This is a genomic window from Enterobacter sp. V89_11 (assembly GCF_029967775.1).
GTDB lineage: Bacteria > Pseudomonadota > Gammaproteobacteria > Enterobacterales > Enterobacteriaceae > Enterobacter > Enterobacter ludwigii.
Map to the genome: position 1 here is coordinate 22966 of NZ_JASCAN010000022.1, position 20905 is coordinate 43870.

Genomic DNA, 20905 nt, shown 5'->3' on the forward strand with positions numbered 1-20905 from the left:
GGTTTACGCAGCCATTAAGCGTTCACCTCAAAGCGTTCCCGATAGAGAGAAACCAGCCAGTCTACAAAAATCCGGACACGGGGAGAAAGCTGTCGGTGCTGTGGATAGATAGCCGAAAGTTGCATGGACGGGCTTTTCCAGTCGCTTAACACTTCCTGTAGCAGGCCATCCCGAAGGGCATCGTCCACATGATAACGTGGAAGCTGAACCAGCCCACATCCACGCAACGCGCAAATAACGTAATTCTCTGCGTCATTCACTGTCATCCAGCCTTTGGTCGGATAGCTTTTCTCTTTACCGTTAACAATGAGTTCCAGAGGGTAGTTCTTACCCCGGCTGGTGGAAAAGAAATTGACGCTCTGATGAGAAAGCAGATCGTCTGGAGTCATCGGTCGGCCGTGCTTACGAAGATAGTCCGGACTGGCGCAGATAACCTGAGGCATCTGGGCTAAAGGCCGGGCAATTAATGATGAATCAAAGAGCTTGCCCGCGCGTACGGCGCAGTCAACGCCTTCCCGAATCAGATCGACCAGACGATCCCCACTGCTGATAACCAGCCTGATGGCGGGATAGCGGGCGTGAAACTCGTCAATACGGGGCAGTACAATGCGGGTCGCATGGGCCCCGTGAAGATTCACGCGCAAAATCCCCTGTGGTCTTACGCCGGAATGACGCAGGGAAGACTCCGCATCGTCCAGTTCAGAAAGAATATGCACGCAGCGTTCATAAAATGCCTCGCCATCCAGCGAGGCCCGCACGTGTCTGGTCGTGCGCTCCAGCAGACGACACTCCAGGTTTTTCTCCAGGCTTTTTATTGCATTGCTGGCCGTCGCTCTGGGGATCCCTAGCTGGTCCGCGGCCTGACTGAAGCTTTGAAGCTCTACAATGCGGGTGAAGAGCAGCATGGTATCAAATTTATCCATCACGGATCCTGAAGGCGATTATTAACGATAATGGAATTATGTTATCAAATATCACCCATTTATCTCTCCCGCTAAAACATTAATATCTCCATTCAGACCCCCTTTCACTGAAACCGGAGAGAACGATGGACAAAGTCAATAAAACTGCCCTTGTTACGGGTGGTTCCCGTGGTATCGGCCGCGCCATTGCTGAGCGTCTCGCGCGGGACGGTTTTACCACTATCGTGAATTACGCAGGTAATGCCGAGGCGGCTGAGCAAACCGTGCAGAGCATCGTTGCTAGAGGTGGCTGTGCGACGGCGATTCAGGCTGATGTTGCCAGCGAAGCGGATGTCAGCCACTTGTTCCAGCAAGCGAAAGCGGTTACCGGCAGACTGGATGTGGTGGTGCACAGCGCGGGGATCATGCCAATGGCGAAGATTACCCCTGCCGGTCTTCACGATTTTGATCGTGTCATTCATACCAACCTGCGTGGCGCATTTCTGGTGCTGGCAAATGCTGCTGAAACAGTGAGTGAAGGCGGCAGAATCATTGCCCTTTCGACGAGCGTGATCGCCAAATCCTTCCCGGCTTATGGTCCCTATATCGCCTCAAAAGCAGGCGTGGAAGGGCTTGTACACGTGCTGGCAAACGAACTGCGGGGCAGAAATATCACCGTTAATGCCGTTGCTCCGGGCCCCACCGGGACTGAGCTCTTCTTTAACGGTAAGAGCGAAGAGCAGGTTGCGGCCGTTGCAAAACTGGCCCCGCTCGAGCGCATCGGTACCCCAGAAGAGATCGCCAGCGCAGTAGCGATGATCGCCGGTCCGGACGGGAGCTGGATCAACTCGCAGGTTATTCGTGTAAACGGTGGCTTCGCCTAATCCCCCCGACAGGCGGATGCATACGCTTTCGGGGTAAATGAGCGATGAGGCCTGCACGGTCATGCCGCGCAGGCAATAGTCAATATCGTCAATACACCTGCGGGAAACGTCCCTTCCGGGTTGATATTGATCCGACTGATGAGAGTGCGGCGGTGGTCAATGCCATTGCCGAGCGCATCCGCCAGCAATTTTTACAGCTGGCCTGCCGATAAGATATTTGGATTTAAAGAGTATGAAGAAAATGACCTCCCAGAACTTTTCCTGGGATGATTTGAAAACCGTTATGGCTGTAGGTGAGCACGGTAATCTGTCACGCGCCGCAGATGCTCTGGGCATCAATCATTCCACCTTGTTTCGTCGGTTGGGGGCCATTGAGACGTCGCTGGCATTAGCCCTCTTTCTGCGTCGCCGCACCCACTACGTTCCGACAAAAGCCGGAACCGCGCTGATCGCCCTGGGACACCGCATAGAAGAGGATATCCACTATGTTCTACAGAACATTGAAGAGGATGAATGCGGTTTTTCGGGGGAGATAAGGGTCACCACGTCGGATGCCCTTTTGCAGGATTACCTTAACCCGCTGATCGCGTCATTTAGCCGGGTAAATCCCCACATTACCTTTCAGGTCTCGACAGGAAATGAATCCGTCAATTTGTTCGATGGCGGGGCGGATATCGCGTTTCGAGCCACCAGAGACATTCCGGAGCATCTTTCCGGGCGCAAGGTGGGATCGGCGTTATGGGCAGTGTATGGTTTACGTGAGCAATGGGAAAAAAAGCAAGTCAATGCTATGGCGCTCACGGAGCATCGCTGGGTCTCCTTCCATTACGCAATGTCTAAGTTAAACGCCTTTCTGTGGATTGAAAAAAATATTCCCGAAAAAAATATCACCTTTCGCGGCGACTCCGTTCTCAGTGTTGCGTCGGCAATCTCAAGCGGGATTGGGATCGGTTTGTTACCCTGCATGCATGGCAATCAGATAGATAAACTGGCTCAGATTAGCCCCATCATGGAGGGACTGGGTGAAGACATTTGGCTGCTCGCGCATCCTGATGTGAGGAAATCAGCAAAAATAAGGGAATTTATGAATCACTGTTCTCACTATTTAGCAGAGAACAGAAAGAGAATATTCGGACAGACATGTTAATTCCTTTTTTCATATAAAATTCATTAATATTTCACAGCGTTCATTTTTGCAATAAGCCCTTTGCAAAAATGAACGGACAAAAGAATATTTCGTTTTGTATAGTTTTCTCGTGTTCACGAATCAGGTCGTTAATACACTGATAAATTTAAACAAACATCGCGGAAACTATTATGACGATTAAAGCAACACCTGCAGCGGCCAGAAATCTGTTAAGCCCGGAAAACCATGCGCTGATCCTGCTGGATCACCAGAGCCAGATGGCGTTCAATGTGAAAAATATTGATATCGGCCTGCTGAGACAAAATACCGCAGTCCTCGCGGAAACAGGTAAGGGGTTTAATATTCCGACCCTTGTTTCGACGATTTCACGCCATGATTTTGCGGGCCCGGTATTTCCTGAAGTTTCAGCGGTATTCCCGGATGACGCGTCGTATGTTAACCGATCCACCTCCAACGCATGGGAAGATGGTAATTTTGTTGATGCCGTCAACAAACTGGAGCGCGACCGCCTGGTGTTTGCAGGTCTGTGGACCTCGGTCTGTCTGAATGGTCCGGTTCAGTCTGCCATTGAGCAAGGTTTTGACGTCTATATCGTCACAGACGCCAGCGGTGACATGAGTGCAGAAGCTCATGAACGCGCTGTGCAACGCATGATTCAGGCTGGCGCAAAGCCGATTACTGCCCTGACTTACCTGCTTGAACTGCAACGTGACTGGGCACGTCATGAAACCTACGAACTGACCACTTCGATCAGCCAGAAACATGGCGGAGCGTTCGGTATTGGCATTCAGTATTGTGCAGATATGGTTCACGCCTAAGATAACTCGCCATACGATTTTTTTTGCTGGGGGAGTGGAATGACCGTATGGCCGGTATGCGGGCAGGATGCAGTATTCCTGCCCGCATGTTTTTTCTGAGTTCTGTTCATCTTTCTTCGTTCCCCCTCGCTCGCCGTTTCGGCAGCCTGCCTTACCCCGAATTCTTTTGAAAACCATTCCGAACAAACATGCCATCCAGCATTGAGTAAAAAATGAGTGATGAAATTGACACTCAACCTACCAACTGGTAGGTTGGTTTTCGCTCGCTTTCCAGCCAACCGGATCCGGGCCTGAGAACGTTATTTTTTTACCTATGCGATAAGTGAGATCGGTAATGGAGAAAAAGCATGAGTTAGCGGCAGGGCCATCCATTCAGGGAGATGGCATTGCGGAAACAACGACAGCGACCGAGGTTTTTTCCGGCCCTGGCATGAGTATCAACCTGCGTTTTTGCCTGATGAAAGAGGTTGCGGCGTATAAGGCGCAGCAGGGTCAGGCAATTGCCGACCCTGAACAGGAACGGGACGTGCTTGAAAGAGCCTTTGCTGTCGCCCACGCGTCAGGGCTGGAAAGAGAGAGCGTCAGGTCTTTCATTCAACTGCAGATGAACATTGCGAAGGCTATCCAGCATTTCCATTGTGCCGACTGGCTCATGGAAGAAGACACACCGAGGACACCGATGCCGCTCTCTGCGGTGAGAGCAAAAATTGCCCATGCCGATGAATCAACGCTTCGCAGTATCGCCCGGAAATTAAAAACGGAGGGCGGCTTTTCCGGAGCTGATAAAGCGGCATTCATGCGAGAAATTCAGCATGAAAAAGTACGTGACAGAGATAAAGAGCGGCTCTGGGCTACAGTTAAAAAAATCCTGCTTCATTCATCCTGTGGCGCGTCTTAATGGGCGAGTTATCACGCCAGCAGCGAAAGACGTGCTTAATGTTTTCAGGAATACGTTCTCGCGTATTTGATTGTGTATTCACTGTGTGAGCAAAAATATGACGAACACTTCACTTTCCACCGGCCAAAAAATAGTCCGCCTGTGCCTGGTCGCGATTATTCCCCTTGTCTTGATAGCGCTGTTTCTCTGGTCAGGCGGCTGGCTGACGCCCAATCGTCTGACGTCTGACAAACTGGTTTCGGTATTGCAGAAATCGGGTGGGGAACATCCCGGTTTTCGCCGCAATCACGCGAAGGGCGTGTGCGTGGTGGGGGATTTTATCTCTAACGGCCAGGTCAGTTCGTTATCGCGAGCAGCGCTATTTGCCCCTGGCGAAACGCCAGTTACGGGCCGTTTCGCCATCGCAGGGGGTAACCCAAAAGCGCCGGATTATGCCGTTCCCGTGCGCAGCATGGCGCTGCAATTCAGGCAGAGCAACGGCGAGCAGTGGCGAACAGGCATGAACGCGATGCCACGCTTTCCGGTCTCTACCGTTGAAGACTTCTATGCGCTGCAAAACCTGACTCTGCCCGATCCGGCAACCGGTAAACCCAACCCCGATAAGCTTAAGGCGTTTGTGATCGCGCATCCTCAGATGCAACCCTACCTCGCCTGGGCAAAGCAGTATGTACCTTCATCCAGTTGGGCAAGCGATCGCTTTAATAGCCTGAATGCATTTCGCTTTATTGATAAAGCGGGTAAAGAGCATCTGGTCCGCTGGAGTATGGTGCCGCATATTGGCTCTCAGCCGATGAGCGAGGCGGATAAAAATGATAAAGATTTTCTGCAACACGATCTTGAAGAGCGCCTGAAGCAAGGGCCGCTGAAATGGGATCTGATGATTACCGTCGCTAAACCGGGCGATCCGGGCAACGATGCAAGCCAGGTTTGGCCTGAAGATCGGCAAACCATCAATGCCGGCATGCTCGTGCTGACGCGTGCAACACCGCAGCAAAACGGTCCGTGCAATGACATCAACTACGATCCGCTGATTTTGCCCGATGGCATTGCCCCTTCGGACGATCCTATACTGAATGCGCGCTCGGCGGCCTATGCCAAATCCTACAATGCGCGTACCCGTGAACAGTCCCAACAGTCAGGAGCTGGCTTATGAAACAGGTTGCTTATTTCCATCCGGCGTTGCGCATTCTGCACTGGTTCATGGCGGCGGCTATCGTGGCAATGTTGTTTATCGGTATTGCAATGGTTTCAACCATTTCGTCGAAACATGCCCTGCTGGTGGCGATCCACAAACCGCTGGGGCTGATGATTCTGGTTCTGGTGGTGGTCAGGCTATGGCTGAGGTTTTATACCTCCGTCCCTTCGCTACCGGCTTCCATACCGGCCTGGCAGCGCCTGATAGCGCATCTCTCACACTGGGCGTTATACCTCATGATGTTCCTTCAGCCCCTGATTGGCTGGGCGATGCAGTCAGCGGCGGGGTACCCCATCACCCTCGGGGGCGGGGTTGTTTTGCCACCCATTGTTCCGGTGAATAACGACTGGTTTGCCATTCTGCGGCCTTTGCACTCTCTGGTTGCGCTGATGCTATTTGCTACCGTGATGCTGCATTTGGCGGCCGCGCTTTTTCATGCGTTAGTGCTGCGAGATAGCGTCTTTGACAGTATGGCGGGGACCGGCAGACGGCGGCAGTAAAGGCGGCCTGTCGGTAGGTTTTCGCTCTGCTCTCTGATATCTTATTGATCTGTATACTGACAATGGGTTACGGCTATGTCCACCGAACGTTCACAGAAAGCAAACGACATTATATTTTTCACCCGACAATTGCTTACCACCGGTGGCTACCGAAGCTTCAGTTTTGCCGACCTTTCTGAAAAGGTGAATATTCGCAAGGCGAGTATTCACCACCATTTTTCAAGCAAGGCGGAGCTGGTAAGGGTCGTCGTGAGCGAGTATCGCCAGGAGGCCCGCGCCGGAATGCAGGCATTAAGCCGTCAGCTAAATAATCCGGTTGCCGAACTTCAGGCCTATGCCGATTATTGGGCCAAATGCATCCAGGACGGTTCTGCGCCATTTTGTATCTGCGCGATGCTTGCCGCCGAACTGCCGACGTTGCCGCCCGAAGTCGCTTCGGAAGTGACGGGACATTTCGCCGATCTCTCTGGCTGGCTGACGGAGTTGCTTCAGAGAGGAGAAAGGGAAAAATGCTTTACTGTCCGGTCAACCCACGCCAGCGAGGCGGGGCAGTTAATGGCAACGGTACATGGTGCCATGTTAGCCGCACGCGCGTTTAACGACGCGAAAGTATTTCAGCAAATCGTCCAGCCGGTGATCGACAATATTCTTGTGTCGGATTGATCGCTCGATAGCACGACATTGCTCTTTTAACCTGCTTATAAGGGCGCAATGTGCACCTCTCCTGAGGGTATTCCGTACCAATAATTGAACACTCCGCACAAATTCTGACCGTTTAAGACGCAACGGGGGATTAGAAACGACAATTTTTTCAAATTCCGCCTTCGTCCAATTTTAATAACCTGCTCTGTCTCATATTATCATGGTGTAAAAGGGAGACAGGGACACGTCTGAAGGCTAATCTTTGTTAATGACGATACGGCAAGCAACAACGTCGGGATGGCTGTCATGGACCGTTAAACGAGAGTGTAACGGGACCGTTTCGTCCTGGAGTCTTATCTGGTTGGCTGGTAACAATTTGTGTCAGAATAGACGACAAGACATACCTATTTCCTTATTGGAGTCATCGCGCATGAGAATGGCAATCACCCTACTTTTCTTGATTATTTCGACCTGTTCCTGGGGGAAGGAACTCCCTAAGCTTGAAGGGAAACCCGTGTTAACCATCTCCGGGAAAATCGAGAACAGTAATCAAAATGGCGCTGCAGTCTTTGATATCGCTGGCCTGGAAAAAATCGGCCTCGTTACCATGCGTACCCGTAACCCATGGTATAATGACCAGACAAGCTTTGAGGGTATTCCCATGAAAAAACTCATGGAACTGGTCGGCGCCAAAGGCACTGTTCTGAGTGTAACCGCGCTCAATGATTATACGACTGAAATTCCCATTGAAGACTTCACAAAATATAACGTGATCCTTGCAATAAAAATGAACGGCCAATATATGCGCGTTCGCGACAAGGGCCCTCTGTTTATTGTCTATCCTTATGAAAGTAACAAAGAGTTGGATAACCAGGTCTATTACTCGAGATCAGCATGGCAGATTAGCAAAATGGTCGTAGAGTAATAATCTGGAGAAATGCATGAACAGGATCCTGGTAGGCATTATATTTTTCCTATTCATTACAACCGGGTATATTTCATTTCTTTTGCATGAGCGGCAGGAGGATCTGCAAAAACTCAACCATTATAAGGACTCCTGGTCTGTCTCTCAGATGGTTTCAGAATACTACAGGCTGGAGTCGTGGATCAGCCGTTATTCTGACAATAATCCTGATATCACCATGGACGATCTCCGCATGCGGCTGGAGATCATGCTTAGCCAGCGTGAGTTACTGAAAGAAGGCGATTTAGGGAAATATGTAAAGTCGAATAAAAGCCATAATGCACTGGCAAAAAACCTGCATGAAACGCTTGATTACCTTGAGCATCATCTGGAAGGGATGAGTCGCGCTCAACTTGCTGATTATCTTGAGAAAATGTATGCGCTTGATTCCTCCCTTAGCCAGTTTTCATCCAGTGCACTCTCCAATGATGTTAACTCCATCAACGAGACAAACCAGAATATACAAAAGCTGTATCGTATCTATTCAGGCCTTTCGGTTCTGCTGATTATTTTAAGTGCGATATTGGGTGTTTTAAACGTCTGCCAGAACAGGAAGATACTTAAAACTCACCGACAGGTTACCAGCCTGGCAAATGAACTTCAGAAATCGAAGGAAATACTCCAGCAACAGAATAAAAAACTGGCGTATGACGTTTACCATGACTCGTTGACGGGGCTTAAAAACAGGCTTTATTTCTGGGATGATCTTATTAATAATATCTCGATAGCGAGCCGCATACACAGGCCAGTCACGGTCATGTTATTTGATCTTGATCGCTTTAAAGAAGTCAATGACAGCTTTGGTCACGATGCCGGCGATCTGTTATTGCGTGAGGTTGCGCACCGGTTATCCTCCATGAGCAACGAAACAAATACATTCTATCGCCTCGGGGGCGACGAGTTTGCATTATTGTCGCATGAGCTGACAGAAGAAAGTGCCGTTAATCTGGCCATGGAAATCTGTGAGTGCATTAAAAAGCCTTACATAATAGGTAATTCTAACGTCACCATTGGTACCTGCGTCGGTATTGTTGTTTCAGAGTTAGAACGACGTTCAGATTATCTTTATAAGTTTGCCGATCTGGCTCTGTATGAAGCTAAACGTGCAGGCTTAAACATGATCAAAGTGTTTCGCCGCATCATGCTGCAAAAGCTCGAGGAAAGCAGAACCCTGGAGCGTGATTTATCAGTGGCAGTCGCAAATAAAGAGTTGGTCGTTTACTATCAGCCGATTGTTGATTCGTACACCACTGAAATATATGGCTATGAAGCCCTTCTGCGCTGGAATCATCCCGTTAAGGGCATCATTGCGCCGGATGATTTTATTTCGGTAGCAGAGAAAACGGGATTCATTCATGAGATAGGCAAAGCCGCGCTTGAAATCGCCTGCAAGGAAGCGACGACATGGAAGGTGCCGGCAAGGATCTCTGTCAACGTGTCTCCGGTGCAGTTAAGCAGTATGAATTTTGTCGATACAGTACGCGCAGTGCTGGCCGAAACGGGGTTGCCCGCGACCCGACTCGAACTGGAAGTGACGGAATCTTCGCTGTTTACCGACAGTGAAACCCCCATCGAAATCCTTATGGCGCTCAGAGTGCTGGGCATAAAAATCTCTATTGATGATTTTGGTACGGGCTATTCCTCCCTTTCAAGATTGATTCAGTTAGGCTTTGATAAAATAAAAATCGATAAATCCTTTGTGCGAACAATATCCACGGATGAAGAAACTCAGACCATCGCAAAATTAATGGTCGGCATGGCGAAATGCCTTGATATGATAATTATTGCTGAAGGCGTTGAAACCAATGATCAACTTTTGTGCCTTCAACGTTTAGGGTGTGATTTGGCACAAGGTTATCTCTTTGGAAAGCCCGCGCCCTTTATCAGTCAATCAATCAAAGCGGGTGAAACACTTGTTTAATCCTGCGGTGACGCTCCCTGGTCAACACGTGTGCCTGGCGCCTGGAAGAGAAGAGAGGGCGATATGCAGGCGCAACGGCTGATGGGGGAGGGGTATGAACCGTACGTTGAGCAACAGGGTGACAGACTGACCTACTCTTTGCCGGTCGATTCCGGATTTGTCAGTTTTAACTTCACGTTTGATCTTCGCCAGACCGATCTGGATGTCCTGCTGTCGAGCGATTACAGGCGAGCCGTCCTTGAGATCACGGCCCACACCTTGCTCCAGCATTCGACACTGAAGGGGAATGACCGTTTCACTCAGAAAGACTTCGACAATCTGGTCGCAGTCACACTCCATGCATCGCTGGCACTTTTGCACATATTCATTTCGCGCGTGAGCCGTGAGCACAATATTGCCATTGACCATTATGTTGAAGAAATACTCCACCGACGAACGCGCCGCGGCTGAACAGGCCCGAAGCCTGATCAATGTGTTCCTGATACTCCCCTCAACGCGAACATGACTGCCCCTCAACAGAAGCAGCATGCATCTGCAATTTGCCGCATCACGGTCGCGTTATTCGGCAAAGTTCAACAGCGCGTTACCCTCCAGGCGATACCGTACCCATTCGTTTTGAGGTAATGCGCCAATGCTGAGGTAAAAATCAATTGCGGGCTGGTTCCAGTCCAGTACGCTCCATTCAAGGCGTCCGCAGCGCCGTTCCACGGCATATTGCGCAATTTTCTTCAGCATCGCTTTTCCCGCGCCCTTGCCGCGATAATCGGGGGAAATATACAAATCTTCCATATAAATACCGTTACGTCCAAGCCATGTGGAGTAGCTGGTGAAGAACACGGCGTATCCGGCGATTTTCCCTTCAATCTCGCAGATTAATGCTTCGGTATGGCTGCCGTCGCCAAAGAGTGTTTCGCGAATCTCATCCGGTGTGGTGACCACTTCTTGCGGGGCTTTTTCGTAAACCGCCAGCTCATAAATCATATCGTAAATAGCGGAGGCATCTTCCGGGCGGGCCTGGCGAAGGCTGATACTCATATGTTTTCCTGTCTTTTTTGCAAGGCATCGTTATTGATGGCGTTAAGCATAGGGGGTATTGTCAGAAGAATTAAGTGCAATGAAATCACCCCATGATGAATATTATGCATCCAGCGCTACGACGTCTTGATTTAAACCTGTTGCTCATTTTTGACGCCATTTATCGGCACTGTTCCGTTCGCCTCGCCGCGGATGAACTGGCGATGAGCACCTCTGCGTTGAGCCACGCACTGTCCCGACTGCGTATTGCGCTCAATGACCCGCTATTTTACCGGGAAGGCCACCGGATGTGCCCAAGCGTGTATGCCACCCAGCTCGCGCCCTCTATTGCATCAGCACTGAAATTTCTCAATCAGGAGCTAACTGTACAACCGGCGTTCGTGGCTTGCGAAAGCACGGAGCGGATCCAGATTGCGATTACGGACTTTACCGCGTTGTGCATTTTCCCGACGTTGATGCAGAGACTGCAGCAGGAAGCGCCTGGCTTGCGCTTTGATTTACGCTATTTGCCACACAGCCCGGCGCTGAACGAACTGTTGGCAGGAGAAGTGGATCTGGCGCTGGGATTCAGTACACCCGACGATATCCGCCACAATGAACTGGACGAGATAAACTGGTTTGAGGATGAGTATGTTGTCATCAGCAATACCCGCCGAACACAGCTGACGCTGGAAGATTATCTTGCCGCACGGCATCTGGTGATAACCCCCTGGAACGAAAAGCAGGGGGTACTGGATTTACGGCTTGAGCAGTTGGGGTATACGCGGCATATAGCGCTTAAGACGCCATCCATGCTGAGTGCCCCGTTTATCGTTGCGGAAAGCGACCTGCTAATGGCCATTCCCCGTTTTGCTGCTGAGAAGCTGAAACATGCTGCCAGTATTCAGATTTTTTCATTGCCGTTCACCATAAGCCCGTTTGAAGTAAAGATTTACTCGCATAAACGCAGTGGCCAGAGAGGGGCAACCAAATGGCTGAAGACGACACTTCACATGCTGGCGGACGAGTTGCCGCAAAACATTTATGGCCATGAAACTGACAGTCGAATTTGAATGAGGGTAAATGCCATGCTTCTGGAACAGTTGAAAACGCTGGAGCGCACGCTTCATGGCAGCAGGCGCAACGATCGTGAATGGCTTGAACAGATACTTCACGACCAGTTCAGGGAAATGACACGATCAGGTGTGTTGATCGATCGTTCGCAGACAATAGAGGCACTTTCTGCCGAAACAGTTATCCCGACCATTCTCAGCAGCGACTTTCAGCTCATCCAAATAAGAGAGGATGTCGCGATATTGCACTACAGGACATTCAATGCGGACGGCACTCGCCCGACTTTGCGTTCTTCGTGTTGGGAGCGGGCCGGGAGCGGGCAATGGAAACTGGTATTCCATCAGGGGACACCTGATGCGGGGAGCGGATAAGGTCCCGGGAGCGCACCGCAGAAAACGATTTCTGGATCTCAAGTGGGGAGAGTTAAGCCAGCCGACGGGCTGGCCTGAAATAGCGGCATTGCTCCGCACTCATTTTAAGTTTGTGGGGTCGCTTATCGCTCGTAGCAAACCTTGCGGCTCTTATGTCGGTCCGCTTTGTGCCAGAAGCGGACGTTATGCTAATCATTGATGAGATGATTTGGCTGGAGCGTACGCTTAGCCAGCTTCTTTTGCAGAATGATAACGATGATGGGGAACCCTGATGCGGAAATTGCACATACCCCCAGCAACGTGTTCATATTTTGTTGTGCTATGGAGTGCCCAGATAATAGAAAAGAAGACAGAAAAAATGCGACAGTTGTGATCAGGTACATTATTGATGACTGCAATGAAGAAAATCCCGCTCGTTGCCTGTCATCAGGAAACTGAATACTCACCGCCGAGGAGGAAACCAGACGACTGTAAGATGCACCGAGAAATAAAATAATAAATAGCGTCGGATTCGAATAGCCCATAACAGGTATCAGCAAAGCGAGTAAAAAAACGAAAGTTGACCCTGTAGCTAGACTCACTGCAGAAAAATGCGGAGTTAGCGCACCTGTCATTTTTGTTGACAGGTATCCTGCAATGCCCCCGGCGAAAAACAGCCATGGCAGCAGGTATTGAGAGCCCCCCAGCTGTTGGGTCATTAATGGTACCAAAACAGGAATGACCAGCATCGGGCTAAACTGTACCAGCGCATTACTGGAAGCGAACAGTAAAGTATTAACGTCGAGAGGCAGTGCGTGGGGTGTATCGAAAGAGACTGTATCCTGAGGGATGATGGATACAATCAGTGGCATTGCCAACAAACACAGCGTACTGGTTAGCCACAAAGCGACATGCCAACCGTAATGAGCGCACAAAAATAGTATCGTGGGCATTCCGGCAATGCTTATCATCGGAAATGATGCAATTACCGTCGCCAACAATTTCCCTCGCAAGTTAGTTGGTGCGAGATTTATCAATATACTGATACTCACCCCCATAGTTGTGCCTCCAGCCAATCCGGCACAGAATCGTAATGTAAGCAGAAGGCTAAAGCTGGAGGTAAATGTCGTCAAAAGTGTCAGTAGGCCGAGTAGTGCCATATTGGCGATTAAAAAACGTTTCTTATTGAAACGACCAATCCAGTAAAAGGCGATAATTCCCGACAGGACCGCCCCGGAGGTGTACATGCCCGATACGTAGCCAGAGAATGACACGGGAACGGCGAAGTCTGCTGCCATAAAAGCAAAAACAGGGTTGAACATCATATATTCCAGCGCATTTGTGAACTGGATAAAAGCCATGACAACCGCTATCCGGATGAGGGCTTTATGATTAAACGTTGTTGTGACCGATGACATAACAAGCGACCTGTGGGTAAAAGATATCCGAGTTTAATTGCTTTCAATCTTATTCAGTAGATGGTAAAACTGGCACGTATTGTTATCATTTATGGGATAGTCTATGCGACCAGCTCTTGATTTTAATACCCTGAAAGTTTTCATTGCGGTGGTTGAAAGAGAAAGTTTTGTTGGGGCATCTAAAGTCCTTGAAATGCCGACATCAAACGTTAGTCGTTGTATTTCTCAGCTAGAAGACAGACTGAATCTTCAGCTCATTGAGCGCAGCACCCGACATATGAAACTCACACAAGCGGGGCACCTGCTCTATTCCCGGGCGAAGCCATTAATGGATGCACTTGAGCAGACTGAAACAGAATTAACGTTGCGGCAGATGCAGCTCAAGGGGCCACTACGTATCTGTATTCCCAATGAAATAGGTCCTGCACTGCTGGGTTCTGTGATTGCCGATTTCGCCTGCCAGCACCCGGATCTGGAAATTAGCTGTGTCACAAATTTGTCTGGTCTTGAATCCCTGAGAGACGATCTCGATTTAGCCATCATTGTGAGCCGTGGCCAGATGGATGACGGTGATTACATAGCCCGTCACCTGGTGACGATCCCTTGCACCATCGTTGCAGCCCCCTCCGTCATTCAGCGTTATGGCATACCTTCTCGTATACAGCAATTTGAAGAATTACCCTGTATTACCACGGTAAATGCACTTAAAGGTGCTCCCTGGCAGTTTGTGAATAAAAAGGGGGGATTTGAGACGATAAAGGTTAAAGGCCATTACCGGGTAAACAGCGGAGAGATGGCAGGACGCGCGGCGGTAGCGGGTGTTGGTTTCGCTATTCTTTCGAAACAGGCCTGCCAGCCCTACATCGACGATGGACGACTGATCGAGACTAAGTTCGAACAACCGCCAGCCCCACTTCAATTGTACGCACTTTATTCAGACAAGCGTTATTTGCCCGCTAAAACACGAGCGCTTATTGAATACATACAGCAGAATTTGAGCAATCTATCCTTAGCAGCCTAAGGATAGATGAAACAGCTACAGAGAGTTCCAGTGTTTCAATGGTCTCTAAATGCAGAATGTCTGCTGTACGCTCAACGCAGACCTTATGACCACGTGGGCTGTCCGTTGCGTGCCAGAAACGGACGTTCAATGGAATAAACGTATCTGCAATTAAAGGCACGCCTCGGAAACTCCGAAGCTATCCTCAAACATGCGAAAGCGGGTAATAAGACCATTTTCGATGTACATGTCGAGTACAAATTCGGTTTCAATCAGCTTCTGTGTTTTTTTAACGCGTGATGCAAGCTCACCAATAGCAACCAGTCGCTTGTCTTTAATGAGAATATCTTTTATTTCAAAATGTTCTGGTGAGAGGTGTGTCCGTATTTGCGCATAGAATTCTGCCACACCGTTTCTGCCGTATTTTCGGCCAATCCAGGGAACTAACTGAGTATTTCCAGCGACCACCCAGTCGACGCTTTCACTTACCAGTGCCGCTATCTCATTCACATCTTCTGCTGTGGCTATACGATGAAAAAAAGTTTCCGCTACTACCTGTGGTGTTTGGACTGTCATAGCTTGTTAATCCCAGTAAGAGTAGTTAAGGATTGTCAGACTAAACGATGGTATTAAAAATCACCTTGTCCTACGGTGCTGTTTGATCATGTTATAGAGAGCAGTTGGTACGTTACTCAGTCCCCTGGGGGGGCTTTTGTCCGATTTTCGCTCATGGCGGACCTTTGGCTCAGTTAGCTTGTCCGCTTTTTGCCAGAAGCGGACAATGCAAACCTTGCGAGGGAGTTAATTAACAACGGGAACGTCGGCGAGATGTTTAACAAAACGCTTCCTAACTTCCTGATAACCATTATCTTCATAAAACTTGTGTGCTCTGACTCTTCTTTCACTGCTTGAAAGCTCAATTTGAGAACATCCTTTCTCCAGGGCGATTTGCTCAGCGGCGATGAGGAGTTTCCGCCCGATCCCTGCCCCTCGCAATGATTCGTCAATAACCAGAGCTGAAATTAATGCCCATAAGCCGTTTTCGTGCAGGGGCGTTATAAAATTCACCACAATAACCCCGCAAAGTTCTTTTTCTGATTCGGCAACCAATATGCTAAGACCGGTATACTCTTGGTCAATGTGCTTTTCTAAGCGTTCTCCCTCTGTCTGATATCCTAGTTGCAGAAACAGCTTATTTAGAGAGGGTATATCTTTTAACTTTGGCGTCCTGATTAAGACCATGCCATAACCTCCTTCATAATAGTTTAGAAAAAATATCCAAATCACATGCACGTTGCAAACTTCCGCTCTTTGCTCAAAGCGGACCCTTCCATCTCCACCTGCCTTTTGCTTTGAACGCCGGAGCCTCAACAATTTCTCTGCCCGGCCCGGTGCAGAGAGAAAAGACGTCATCAACCTCATGCTATCTTTCTATAAAACAGGTATCCCAGTGGTAATTGGGGCTGCCCCGTTGAAATAAAAGGAACAAGTTAATGCTTGATTATATGCTTGAGCAGTTCAGCAGGCTGCCTGTTGACTCCTGGTTACTCAGGAACGGCCTGAAAGACTATATTGATGAACAGCTGCTCTGGTGTGAGGACAGCAATTTTTCATCAAATTTCCCTTTCCGGGAAACCGGTCTGCCTCAGGATTTTTTTCTTCAGAAAATCATTTCCTGCGACGGTAATGACTACCTCACCGGACCCAGATACAGAGGCGGCGATTTGAAGAAGCCGTTCATTGATCTGGTCGCCAGCTCTGCTCCTCTGACCCGGCGGGCAATGGCCTCAATACTGGACGTATGGCATCCCATGGGCGCACGTTCAGTCCGCGTTCTCCGACCCGTGTCTGAGGATACGCGCGGTTGTGCCGATCAGTTTTTCTATGTCGGCGGCAGCATGGATGAAAAAAAAGAAGCTGTAATCAGCGGCCATACTGTCCGCATTGAGCGTGCCTGCCAGCCGTCAGTTGAGTGGTGCCTTCAGGCTCTGGAACTTGCCTATGCCGAGACGTATTCCCGCTATCCTTTCCTGAAGGATAAGGTGGTTCCTGCAGATGAAGAAGACATTCGCGATGCCATTAAGGACGGAAACCTGTTCATCATAGTTTATGAGGGGGCGCGTGCCGGTTTTATCATCTGTGATAACGCGCGCCGGGCTTTTATATCCGGACAGTGGATCACCGAGGAGATCGTTATTCCGCGCTTTCGCGGAAAGCATGTTGCGGGTTCCGCTCAACAGGCCTTACTTTCTTTTCTCAGCACGCCCCGCACACCGGCATCGCTATGGGGAACCATCGAAAGCAGTAACCTGCCTTCAATACGCGCCGCTGAGCATGCCGGGAGAAAGCGGGTGATGGAGTATGCTTTTCTGTATGGGGAAGATGTGCATGATTAAGAGCTACCGGCAGCTTACGCTGTGTCTTTTCATACTGTTGTCCACATTCGGCTTCTGCCTTTATCTGGGTTTTTTTCCTTCTGTCTGGTTAAAATAAAAACCGACCCGCTTGTTATTTCAGTGCTGACAGGTTCAACTGCGCTGGCGGCGTGACCGCCACCTTGTGATCCACCCTGTCAGCTGCATACAGACCGCCTTCCCGGCGGTTTTTTTATGCCTTTTCTGCGGTAACAAGACAGGGCGGAAGTCTGCCTGCCCCGTGGCTCAGCATCCGACTTCGGGAGTTTTCGGATCTGTGCAGAAGAGGAGAGAGATTGATGCTGGACAGGCACTAATTAAGGAGGATTATTGTGATTAGGGGATTATTGTCTTTCAGGAAGGAAAAGGTACTGATTATTGCACCGAGCAGACAAGTCATTCTGACGGTCTATCAGCGACGAAGCGGCACGCATCATTTTTCACCCTGAACATCCGTCCTGACCTTTGACAACGTGGCCGATGATTAAAGTCCGCTTAGTGCCAGAAGCGGACATTGCCAGCCAGCCCAAGGCTATCTCGTGCTAATAGCAAGTTTAGCCGCGAAACATAAAAACAAGCCCCCTGTTGCTCTGTCCATCACCCGGACAACGCGACTTTTCTTCAGTACGGCTGACACAAAATGCGTAGATAAAATGAGAGTGACTGACCATATAGTCCCAATCGCTACGTGGATGCTGACCAGGATAAAAGTCCATATTAAAGGTGAGTGACCGGCAGGTACGAACTGCGGCAAAAAAGAGACATAAAAAATGCCCATTTTGGGATTGAGCACATTCCCCAGCATTCCTCTGATAAACCAGTTCCCTTGAGAAACGTTGTTGTCATCACCATCACTGAAAGATGATCGAGGACGTATCAGCAGTTGTAAGCCCAGCCAGCTCAGGTAGACCGCGCCACAAACTTTGAGCACAGTGTAAGTCATCTCTGAAACCGCCAGAAGAGCACCAAGACCTAACGCAACCAGCGCGCCCCATACAAAACAGCCAGCATCAATGCCAAGCGCAGCCTGAAAAGCCTTTTTACCGCCCTCAGCACAAGCGGTGCGCAGAATAAGTGCCGTATCAAGACCGGGAGTCAGGGTAAGTAACAGTGCTGCGAGAGAGAATGCGAAGAGGGAATCGTTAACAGTCATTTTCTTTGCCCGAAAGAGCAGATGCTAATCATTTAGCTCCCTACAATCAATCCATTAAATATTGTTTTTAAAGGTCTGCTCTTCGCTCAAAGCGGACTTTCAGCTCACTTAGCCTGTCCGCTTTGCGCCCGAAGCAGACCTTTATTCGTACGGCAAAAATCTCCGTGACAACGGTCTGTGAAACATATACGTTATATATATGTTCTATTGCAGAGTATATGCTTATGGGTATTGTCAAAATTTCAGATTTGCTGCATGAAGACGTGCGGGATGCAAGCAGAGCGATGTCACGTTCAGTGAATGCACAAGCCGAATACTGGATCCGCCTCGGTATGATGAGTGAGCTTTACCCGGAACTTAACTATCAACAAATTAAAATGATGATGCTGAAATCAGGTTCTGACCGTTTAATGGAGGTTATCAATGCCATCAATTCCCATTAAAACCGCAGATGAACTTGCCCGCCAGCGTCATGCAGGAGCGTTGCTGGCCTCCGTATTTGAGATGCTGGACACGTTTATTGTTCCGGGAGTCTCAACTCTGGACATCAATGATCGCGTAGAAGCTTTTATTGTCAATGAGTTGCAGTCAAGACCTGCCAGTAAAGGACAATATAATTACCCTTACGTCCTGAATACTTCTGTGAATGAAGTGGTTTGTCACGGAGTTCCTAAAGCCAACGAATACCTGAAAGCCGGCGCTATAGTTAATGTCGATATCACCCTGGAGAAAGGGGGCCTGATTGCCGACTCCAGCAAAATGTATCTGATTGGTGACGTCTCTCCGCTGGCTCGCCGGTTGGTGGATATAAGCCAGGAAGCCATGTGGCTGGGCATAAAAATGGTAAAACCGGGTGCAACACTGGGAGACATCGGGCATGCCATCCAGACGCATGCTGAGTCCAACGGCTATAGCATTGTCAGGGAATACTGCGGGCACGGTATCGGCAAAGAAATGCATGAAGAACCGCAGGTGCTGCACTATGGTAAACCTGGTACAGGCGAAGTGTTACAGGCAGGAATGGTTTTTACCATCGAACCGATGGTAAATCAGGGAAGCAGTAAAATAAAAACCAAAAAAGACGGCTGGACAGTGGTCACCCGGGATAAAAAACTCTCGGCCCAGTGGGAACACACGGTCGCTGTGACCAATGACGGTTTTGAAGTTTTAACACTTCGTAAAGATGAAATCATTCCAGAAAACATGGTTTGACTCCGGTGATTACTCAGCAAAAAAAAGCTTTCACGCATCTTCAACTGTGTGCTTGATTCCCGTATCCAGCCTGGCATCTTTTACAGGGGACGTCCGCTTATCGCTCACAGCGGACCTTCTGCTCCGTTAGTTTGGTCGCTTTGTGCCAGGAGCGGACGTTGCAAATATCACGGTTTTAATCGATGGGGAGCAGATCAACGATGAACAATAACCCTGAATCAGCTCATTTTAACGGCAAATAGATATCCGTGAGTAATTCATGTTCTGCTACCTCATGCACAAAGTTGTGGTAATGAAAGAAAAGCGGGAAGTCGCGAAGTTCCTCTCCGCTCTCTGGCAACCAGTCACGATACAGAGACTTAGCCAACCCGGTTAACGCATCATGCGATCCCTGATGACGTAACACCGCACAGCGACCAGCCGGAATGTCACTATTTATCACCCCGAAGCGATTGTCTTCAATAATGGGTGACGTGACGGTTCCGCAAATATGGAACTCAAATTCATCCGGCGGCGTTAAGGTTGGATCGTGTGGTGCAATACCGTATGTCTGGCTACTGGCAACCGGTGAAAAACCCGTGGTTTTTCGCCATTCAATAAAGCGAGCCGCCGTTTCGTTTATTCGCTCCGGTTGTCCATAATGTGTCAGCATTGCGACTGACGTCGCGGGGAAAGTAATGATCCTGACCTGGCTTTGCATGGTTTGTCTCCTGGCTTTGTAAGGTTCGGATATGCGCTTATGCCAATCCACCCAGGGGGGCTGCTGGCGGAATTGCGTCGGTGATAGACCGAACATTTGTCTGAAAGCACGGCTAAATGATTCAGAATGCTGGAAACCGGCGTCGTACGCGATATCAGTGATTTTCTCTAACGGATTAAAAGCCAGTCGATAAGATGCGCGTTTTAAGCGCATCATCTGGATGTAACGGCCAGGTGGCATCCCACAATAACTACAAAACTGACGATGGAAATGAAATGGCGAGAAGTGAGCCACTTCACTCAGTTTTTCCAGTAATAAAGCGTCATCGAGATGGTGGTCAATATAATCAAAGACCTGTTTAAAGCGTCTGGCGTAACTATCAGTTTTATTATCACACATGACTTCCTCCGTGCTGCTTAATATGCTCGAAGGCGATTCAGTTTGCCTGACCGATCTTGCTCAATGACGTACAAAGGAGAGCATTTCCAGGTGGCTATCTTTCGAACCTTTGACTTGCTCCCCATTGCTCAAGACTCTCGATGTCAATATGCATGCAGAACTTCCACTGTTCGCTCTAAACAGAACTTAATCCCTACACGACGGTCCGCTTCGTGTCAGGAGCGGACCTCCGTTACTCTTCTGACGAGGAAGCACAGAAATATTTAGGTCTGTTGGGTAATAATTACGATATATAATAAA

Annotated in this window: 23 protein-coding genes; 16 read left to right on the forward strand and 7 right to left on the reverse strand. The window is 49.2% G+C overall.

What is annotated here, in order from left to right; genetic code table 11:
- Positions 1-14: 14 nt before the first annotated feature.
- A complete protein-coding gene (locus QLG09_RS16060) occupies positions 15-923 on the reverse strand; it encodes a LysR family transcriptional regulator (RefSeq protein ID WP_025204723.1) in 909 nt (302 codons plus the stop codon).
- Positions 924-1048: 125 nt separating this feature from the next.
- Between QLG09_RS16060 and QLG09_RS16065 the strand changes: the two genes are divergently transcribed.
- The 10 genes from QLG09_RS16065 (at position 1049) to QLG09_RS16110 (ending at position 10321) form a co-directional block, all read left to right on the forward strand.
- A complete protein-coding gene (locus tag QLG09_RS16065) occupies positions 1049-1786 on the forward strand; it encodes an SDR family oxidoreductase (RefSeq protein WP_059306374.1) in 738 nt (245 codons plus the stop codon).
- Positions 1787-2018: 232 nt separating this feature from the next.
- The gene (locus QLG09_RS16070; RefSeq protein WP_282489074.1) at positions 2019-2933 is read left to right on the forward strand and encodes a LysR family transcriptional regulator; all 915 of its coding nucleotides are present in this window, start codon (positions 2019-2021) and stop codon (positions 2931-2933) included.
- Positions 2934-3103: 170 nt separating this feature from the next.
- The gene (locus QLG09_RS16075; RefSeq protein WP_020885059.1) at positions 3104-3751 is read left to right on the forward strand and encodes an isochorismatase family protein; all 648 of its coding nucleotides are present in this window, start codon (positions 3104-3106) and stop codon (positions 3749-3751) included.
- A 334-nt stretch (positions 3752-4085) separates the two neighbouring features.
- Entirely contained in the window at positions 4086-4649 is a 564-nt protein-coding gene (aroQ, locus tag QLG09_RS16080) for a gamma subclass chorismate mutase AroQ (RefSeq protein ID WP_183516557.1), read from the forward strand.
- Positions 4650-4746: 97 nt separating this feature from the next.
- Positions 4747-5802 (forward strand): catalase family peroxidase, encoded by a 1056-nt coding sequence (locus QLG09_RS16085; RefSeq protein WP_282489075.1) that lies wholly within the window; start codon positions 4747-4749, stop codon positions 5800-5802.
- Complete coding sequence (locus QLG09_RS16090; RefSeq protein ID WP_063156293.1) at positions 5799-6344, forward strand: cytochrome b/b6 domain-containing protein; 546 nt, start codon at positions 5799-5801, stop codon at positions 6342-6344. The genes QLG09_RS16085 and QLG09_RS16090 overlap by 4 nt, the downstream gene beginning before the upstream one ends.
- A 75-nt stretch (positions 6345-6419) precedes the next feature.
- Complete coding sequence (locus tag QLG09_RS16095; RefSeq protein WP_044857230.1) at positions 6420-7007, forward strand: TetR/AcrR family transcriptional regulator; 588 nt, start codon at positions 6420-6422, stop codon at positions 7005-7007.
- A 409-nt stretch (positions 7008-7416) separates the two neighbouring features.
- A complete protein-coding gene (locus tag QLG09_RS16100; RefSeq protein WP_020885054.1) occupies positions 7417-7911 on the forward strand; it encodes a molybdopterin-dependent oxidoreductase in 495 nt (164 codons plus the stop codon).
- Positions 7912-7927: 16 nt separating this feature from the next.
- Positions 7928-9871, forward strand: a complete 1944-nt coding sequence (locus tag QLG09_RS16105; protein ID WP_282489076.1) for a GGDEF domain-containing phosphodiesterase — start codon at positions 7928-7930, stop codon at positions 9869-9871.
- A gap of 63 nt (positions 9872-9934) precedes the next feature.
- A complete protein-coding gene (locus tag QLG09_RS16110; RefSeq protein ID WP_040016881.1) occupies positions 9935-10321 on the forward strand; it encodes a hypothetical protein in 387 nt (128 codons plus the stop codon).
- Positions 10322-10429: 108 nt separating this feature from the next.
- Here QLG09_RS16110 and QLG09_RS16115 read toward each other — a convergent pair whose 3' ends face one another.
- The gene (locus tag QLG09_RS16115; RefSeq protein ID WP_014169039.1) at positions 10430-10906 is read right to left on the reverse strand and encodes a GNAT family N-acetyltransferase; all 477 of its coding nucleotides are present in this window, start codon (positions 10904-10906) and stop codon (positions 10430-10432) included.
- 92 nt (positions 10907-10998) lie between these two features.
- Here QLG09_RS16115 and QLG09_RS16120 point away from each other — a divergent pair, with 92 nt between their 5' ends.
- Positions 10999-11958, forward strand: coding sequence for a LysR family transcriptional regulator (locus QLG09_RS16120; RefSeq protein ID WP_079231304.1), 960 nt, complete (start codon positions 10999-11001; stop codon positions 11956-11958).
- A gap of 15 nt (positions 11959-11973) precedes the next feature.
- Positions 11974-12330 (forward strand): DUF4440 domain-containing protein, encoded by a 357-nt coding sequence (locus QLG09_RS16125; RefSeq protein ID WP_079232011.1) that lies wholly within the window; start codon positions 11974-11976, stop codon positions 12328-12330.
- Positions 12331-12518: 188 nt separating this feature from the next.
- On the opposite strand, the gene QLG09_RS16130 is transcribed toward QLG09_RS16125, so the two are convergent.
- Positions 12519-13727 (reverse strand): MFS transporter, encoded by a 1209-nt coding sequence (locus QLG09_RS16130; protein ID WP_032677632.1) that lies wholly within the window; start codon positions 13725-13727, stop codon positions 12519-12521.
- Positions 13728-13830: 103 nt separating this feature from the next.
- On the opposite strand from QLG09_RS16130, the gene QLG09_RS16135 reads away from it, so the two are divergent.
- A complete protein-coding gene (locus QLG09_RS16135; protein ID WP_032677633.1) occupies positions 13831-14748 on the forward strand; it encodes a LysR family transcriptional regulator in 918 nt (305 codons plus the stop codon).
- A gap of 150 nt (positions 14749-14898) precedes the next feature.
- On the opposite strand, the gene QLG09_RS16140 is transcribed toward QLG09_RS16135, so the two are convergent.
- Both QLG09_RS16140 and QLG09_RS16145 read right to left on the reverse strand, forming a co-directional pair.
- Positions 14899-15303: a nuclear transport factor 2 family protein gene (locus QLG09_RS16140; protein WP_032677634.1), complete on the reverse strand. Its 405-nt coding sequence runs from the start codon at positions 15301-15303 to the stop codon at positions 14899-14901.
- Between the two features lie 225 nt (positions 15304-15528).
- On the reverse strand, positions 15529-15969 hold the full coding sequence (locus QLG09_RS16145; protein ID WP_032677635.1) for a GNAT family N-acetyltransferase: 441 nt from the start codon (positions 15967-15969) through the stop codon (positions 15529-15531).
- Positions 15970-16220: 251 nt separating this feature from the next.
- Here QLG09_RS16145 and QLG09_RS16150 point away from each other — a divergent pair, with 251 nt between their 5' ends.
- Positions 16221-17123, forward strand: coding sequence for a hypothetical protein (locus QLG09_RS16150; protein WP_282489077.1), 903 nt, complete (start codon positions 16221-16223; stop codon positions 17121-17123).
- A 550-nt stretch (positions 17124-17673) separates the two neighbouring features.
- Here QLG09_RS16150 and QLG09_RS16155 read toward each other — a convergent pair.
- The gene (locus QLG09_RS16155) at positions 17674-18294 is read right to left on the reverse strand and encodes a LysE family translocator (protein ID WP_079231302.1); all 621 of its coding nucleotides are present in this window, start codon (positions 18292-18294) and stop codon (positions 17674-17676) included.
- Between the two features lie 224 nt (positions 18295-18518).
- Here QLG09_RS16155 and QLG09_RS16160 point away from each other — a divergent pair, with 224 nt between their 5' ends.
- Positions 18519-18737 (forward strand): ParD-like family protein, encoded by a 219-nt coding sequence (locus QLG09_RS16160; RefSeq protein WP_032677643.1) that lies wholly within the window; start codon positions 18519-18521, stop codon positions 18735-18737.
- Positions 18718-19506 carry a type I methionyl aminopeptidase gene (map, locus tag QLG09_RS16165; protein WP_032677644.1) on the forward strand — a complete coding sequence of 263 codons (789 nt, stop codon included), beginning with the start codon at positions 18718-18720 and terminating at the stop codon, positions 19504-19506. Before QLG09_RS16160 ends, map begins: the two co-directional genes overlap by 20 nt.
- 223 nt (positions 19507-19729) lie before the next feature.
- Here map and QLG09_RS16170 read toward each other — a convergent pair whose 3' ends face one another.
- Positions 19730-20605, reverse strand: coding sequence for an AraC family transcriptional regulator (locus QLG09_RS16170; RefSeq protein ID WP_020885047.1), 876 nt, complete (start codon positions 20603-20605; stop codon positions 19730-19732).
- Positions 20606-20905 lie beyond the last annotated feature (300 nt).

Excerpts from the sequence above, each read along its gene's own strand:
- QLG09_RS16060 (WP_025204723.1), bottom strand. The coding sequence starts at position 923 with ATGGATAAATTTGATACCATGCTGCTCTTCACCCGCATTGTAGAGCTT.
- QLG09_RS16065 (WP_059306374.1), top strand. The coding sequence starts at position 1,049 with ATGGACAAAGTCAATAAAACTGCCCTTGTTACGGGTGGTTCCCGTGGT.
- QLG09_RS16070 (WP_282489074.1), top strand. The coding sequence starts at position 2,019 with ATGAAGAAAATGACCTCCCAGAACTTTTCCTGGGATGATTTGAAAACC.
- QLG09_RS16075 (WP_020885059.1), top strand. The coding sequence starts at position 3,104 with ATGACGATTAAAGCAACACCTGCAGCGGCCAGAAATCTGTTAAGCCCG.
- aroQ (WP_183516557.1), top strand. The coding sequence starts at position 4,086 with ATGGAGAAAAAGCATGAGTTAGCGGCAGGGCCATCCATTCAGGGAGAT.
- QLG09_RS16085 (WP_282489075.1), top strand. The coding sequence starts at position 4,747 with ATGACGAACACTTCACTTTCCACCGGCCAAAAAATAGTCCGCCTGTGC.
- QLG09_RS16090 (WP_063156293.1), top strand. The coding sequence starts at position 5,799 with ATGAAACAGGTTGCTTATTTCCATCCGGCGTTGCGCATTCTGCACTGG.
- QLG09_RS16095 (WP_044857230.1), top strand. The coding sequence starts at position 6,420 with ATGTCCACCGAACGTTCACAGAAAGCAAACGACATTATATTTTTCACC.
- QLG09_RS16100 (WP_020885054.1), top strand. The coding sequence starts at position 7,417 with ATGAGAATGGCAATCACCCTACTTTTCTTGATTATTTCGACCTGTTCC.
- QLG09_RS16105 (WP_282489076.1), top strand. The coding sequence starts at position 7,928 with ATGAACAGGATCCTGGTAGGCATTATATTTTTCCTATTCATTACAACC.
- QLG09_RS16110 (WP_040016881.1), top strand. The coding sequence starts at position 9,935 with ATGCAGGCGCAACGGCTGATGGGGGAGGGGTATGAACCGTACGTTGAG.
- QLG09_RS16115 (WP_014169039.1), bottom strand. The coding sequence starts at position 10,906 with ATGAGTATCAGCCTTCGCCAGGCCCGCCCGGAAGATGCCTCCGCTATT.
- QLG09_RS16120 (WP_079231304.1), top strand. The coding sequence starts at position 10,999 with ATGATGAATATTATGCATCCAGCGCTACGACGTCTTGATTTAAACCTG.
- QLG09_RS16125 (WP_079232011.1), top strand. The coding sequence starts at position 11,974 with ATGCTTCTGGAACAGTTGAAAACGCTGGAGCGCACGCTTCATGGCAGC.
- QLG09_RS16130 (WP_032677632.1), bottom strand. The coding sequence starts at position 13,727 with ATGTCATCGGTCACAACAACGTTTAATCATAAAGCCCTCATCCGGATA.
- QLG09_RS16135 (WP_032677633.1), top strand. The coding sequence starts at position 13,831 with ATGCGACCAGCTCTTGATTTTAATACCCTGAAAGTTTTCATTGCGGTG.
- QLG09_RS16140 (WP_032677634.1), bottom strand. The coding sequence starts at position 15,303 with ATGACAGTCCAAACACCACAGGTAGTAGCGGAAACTTTTTTTCATCGT.
- QLG09_RS16145 (WP_032677635.1), bottom strand. The coding sequence starts at position 15,969 with ATGGTCTTAATCAGGACGCCAAAGTTAAAAGATATACCCTCTCTAAAT.
- QLG09_RS16150 (WP_282489077.1), top strand. The coding sequence starts at position 16,221 with ATGCTTGATTATATGCTTGAGCAGTTCAGCAGGCTGCCTGTTGACTCC.
- QLG09_RS16155 (WP_079231302.1), bottom strand. The coding sequence starts at position 18,294 with ATGACTGTTAACGATTCCCTCTTCGCATTCTCTCTCGCAGCACTGTTA.
- QLG09_RS16160 (WP_032677643.1), top strand. The coding sequence starts at position 18,519 with ATGGGTATTGTCAAAATTTCAGATTTGCTGCATGAAGACGTGCGGGAT.
- map (WP_032677644.1), top strand. The coding sequence starts at position 18,718 with ATGCCATCAATTCCCATTAAAACCGCAGATGAACTTGCCCGCCAGCGT.
- QLG09_RS16170 (WP_020885047.1), bottom strand. The coding sequence starts at position 20,605 with ATGTGTGATAATAAAACTGATAGTTACGCCAGACGCTTTAAACAGGTC.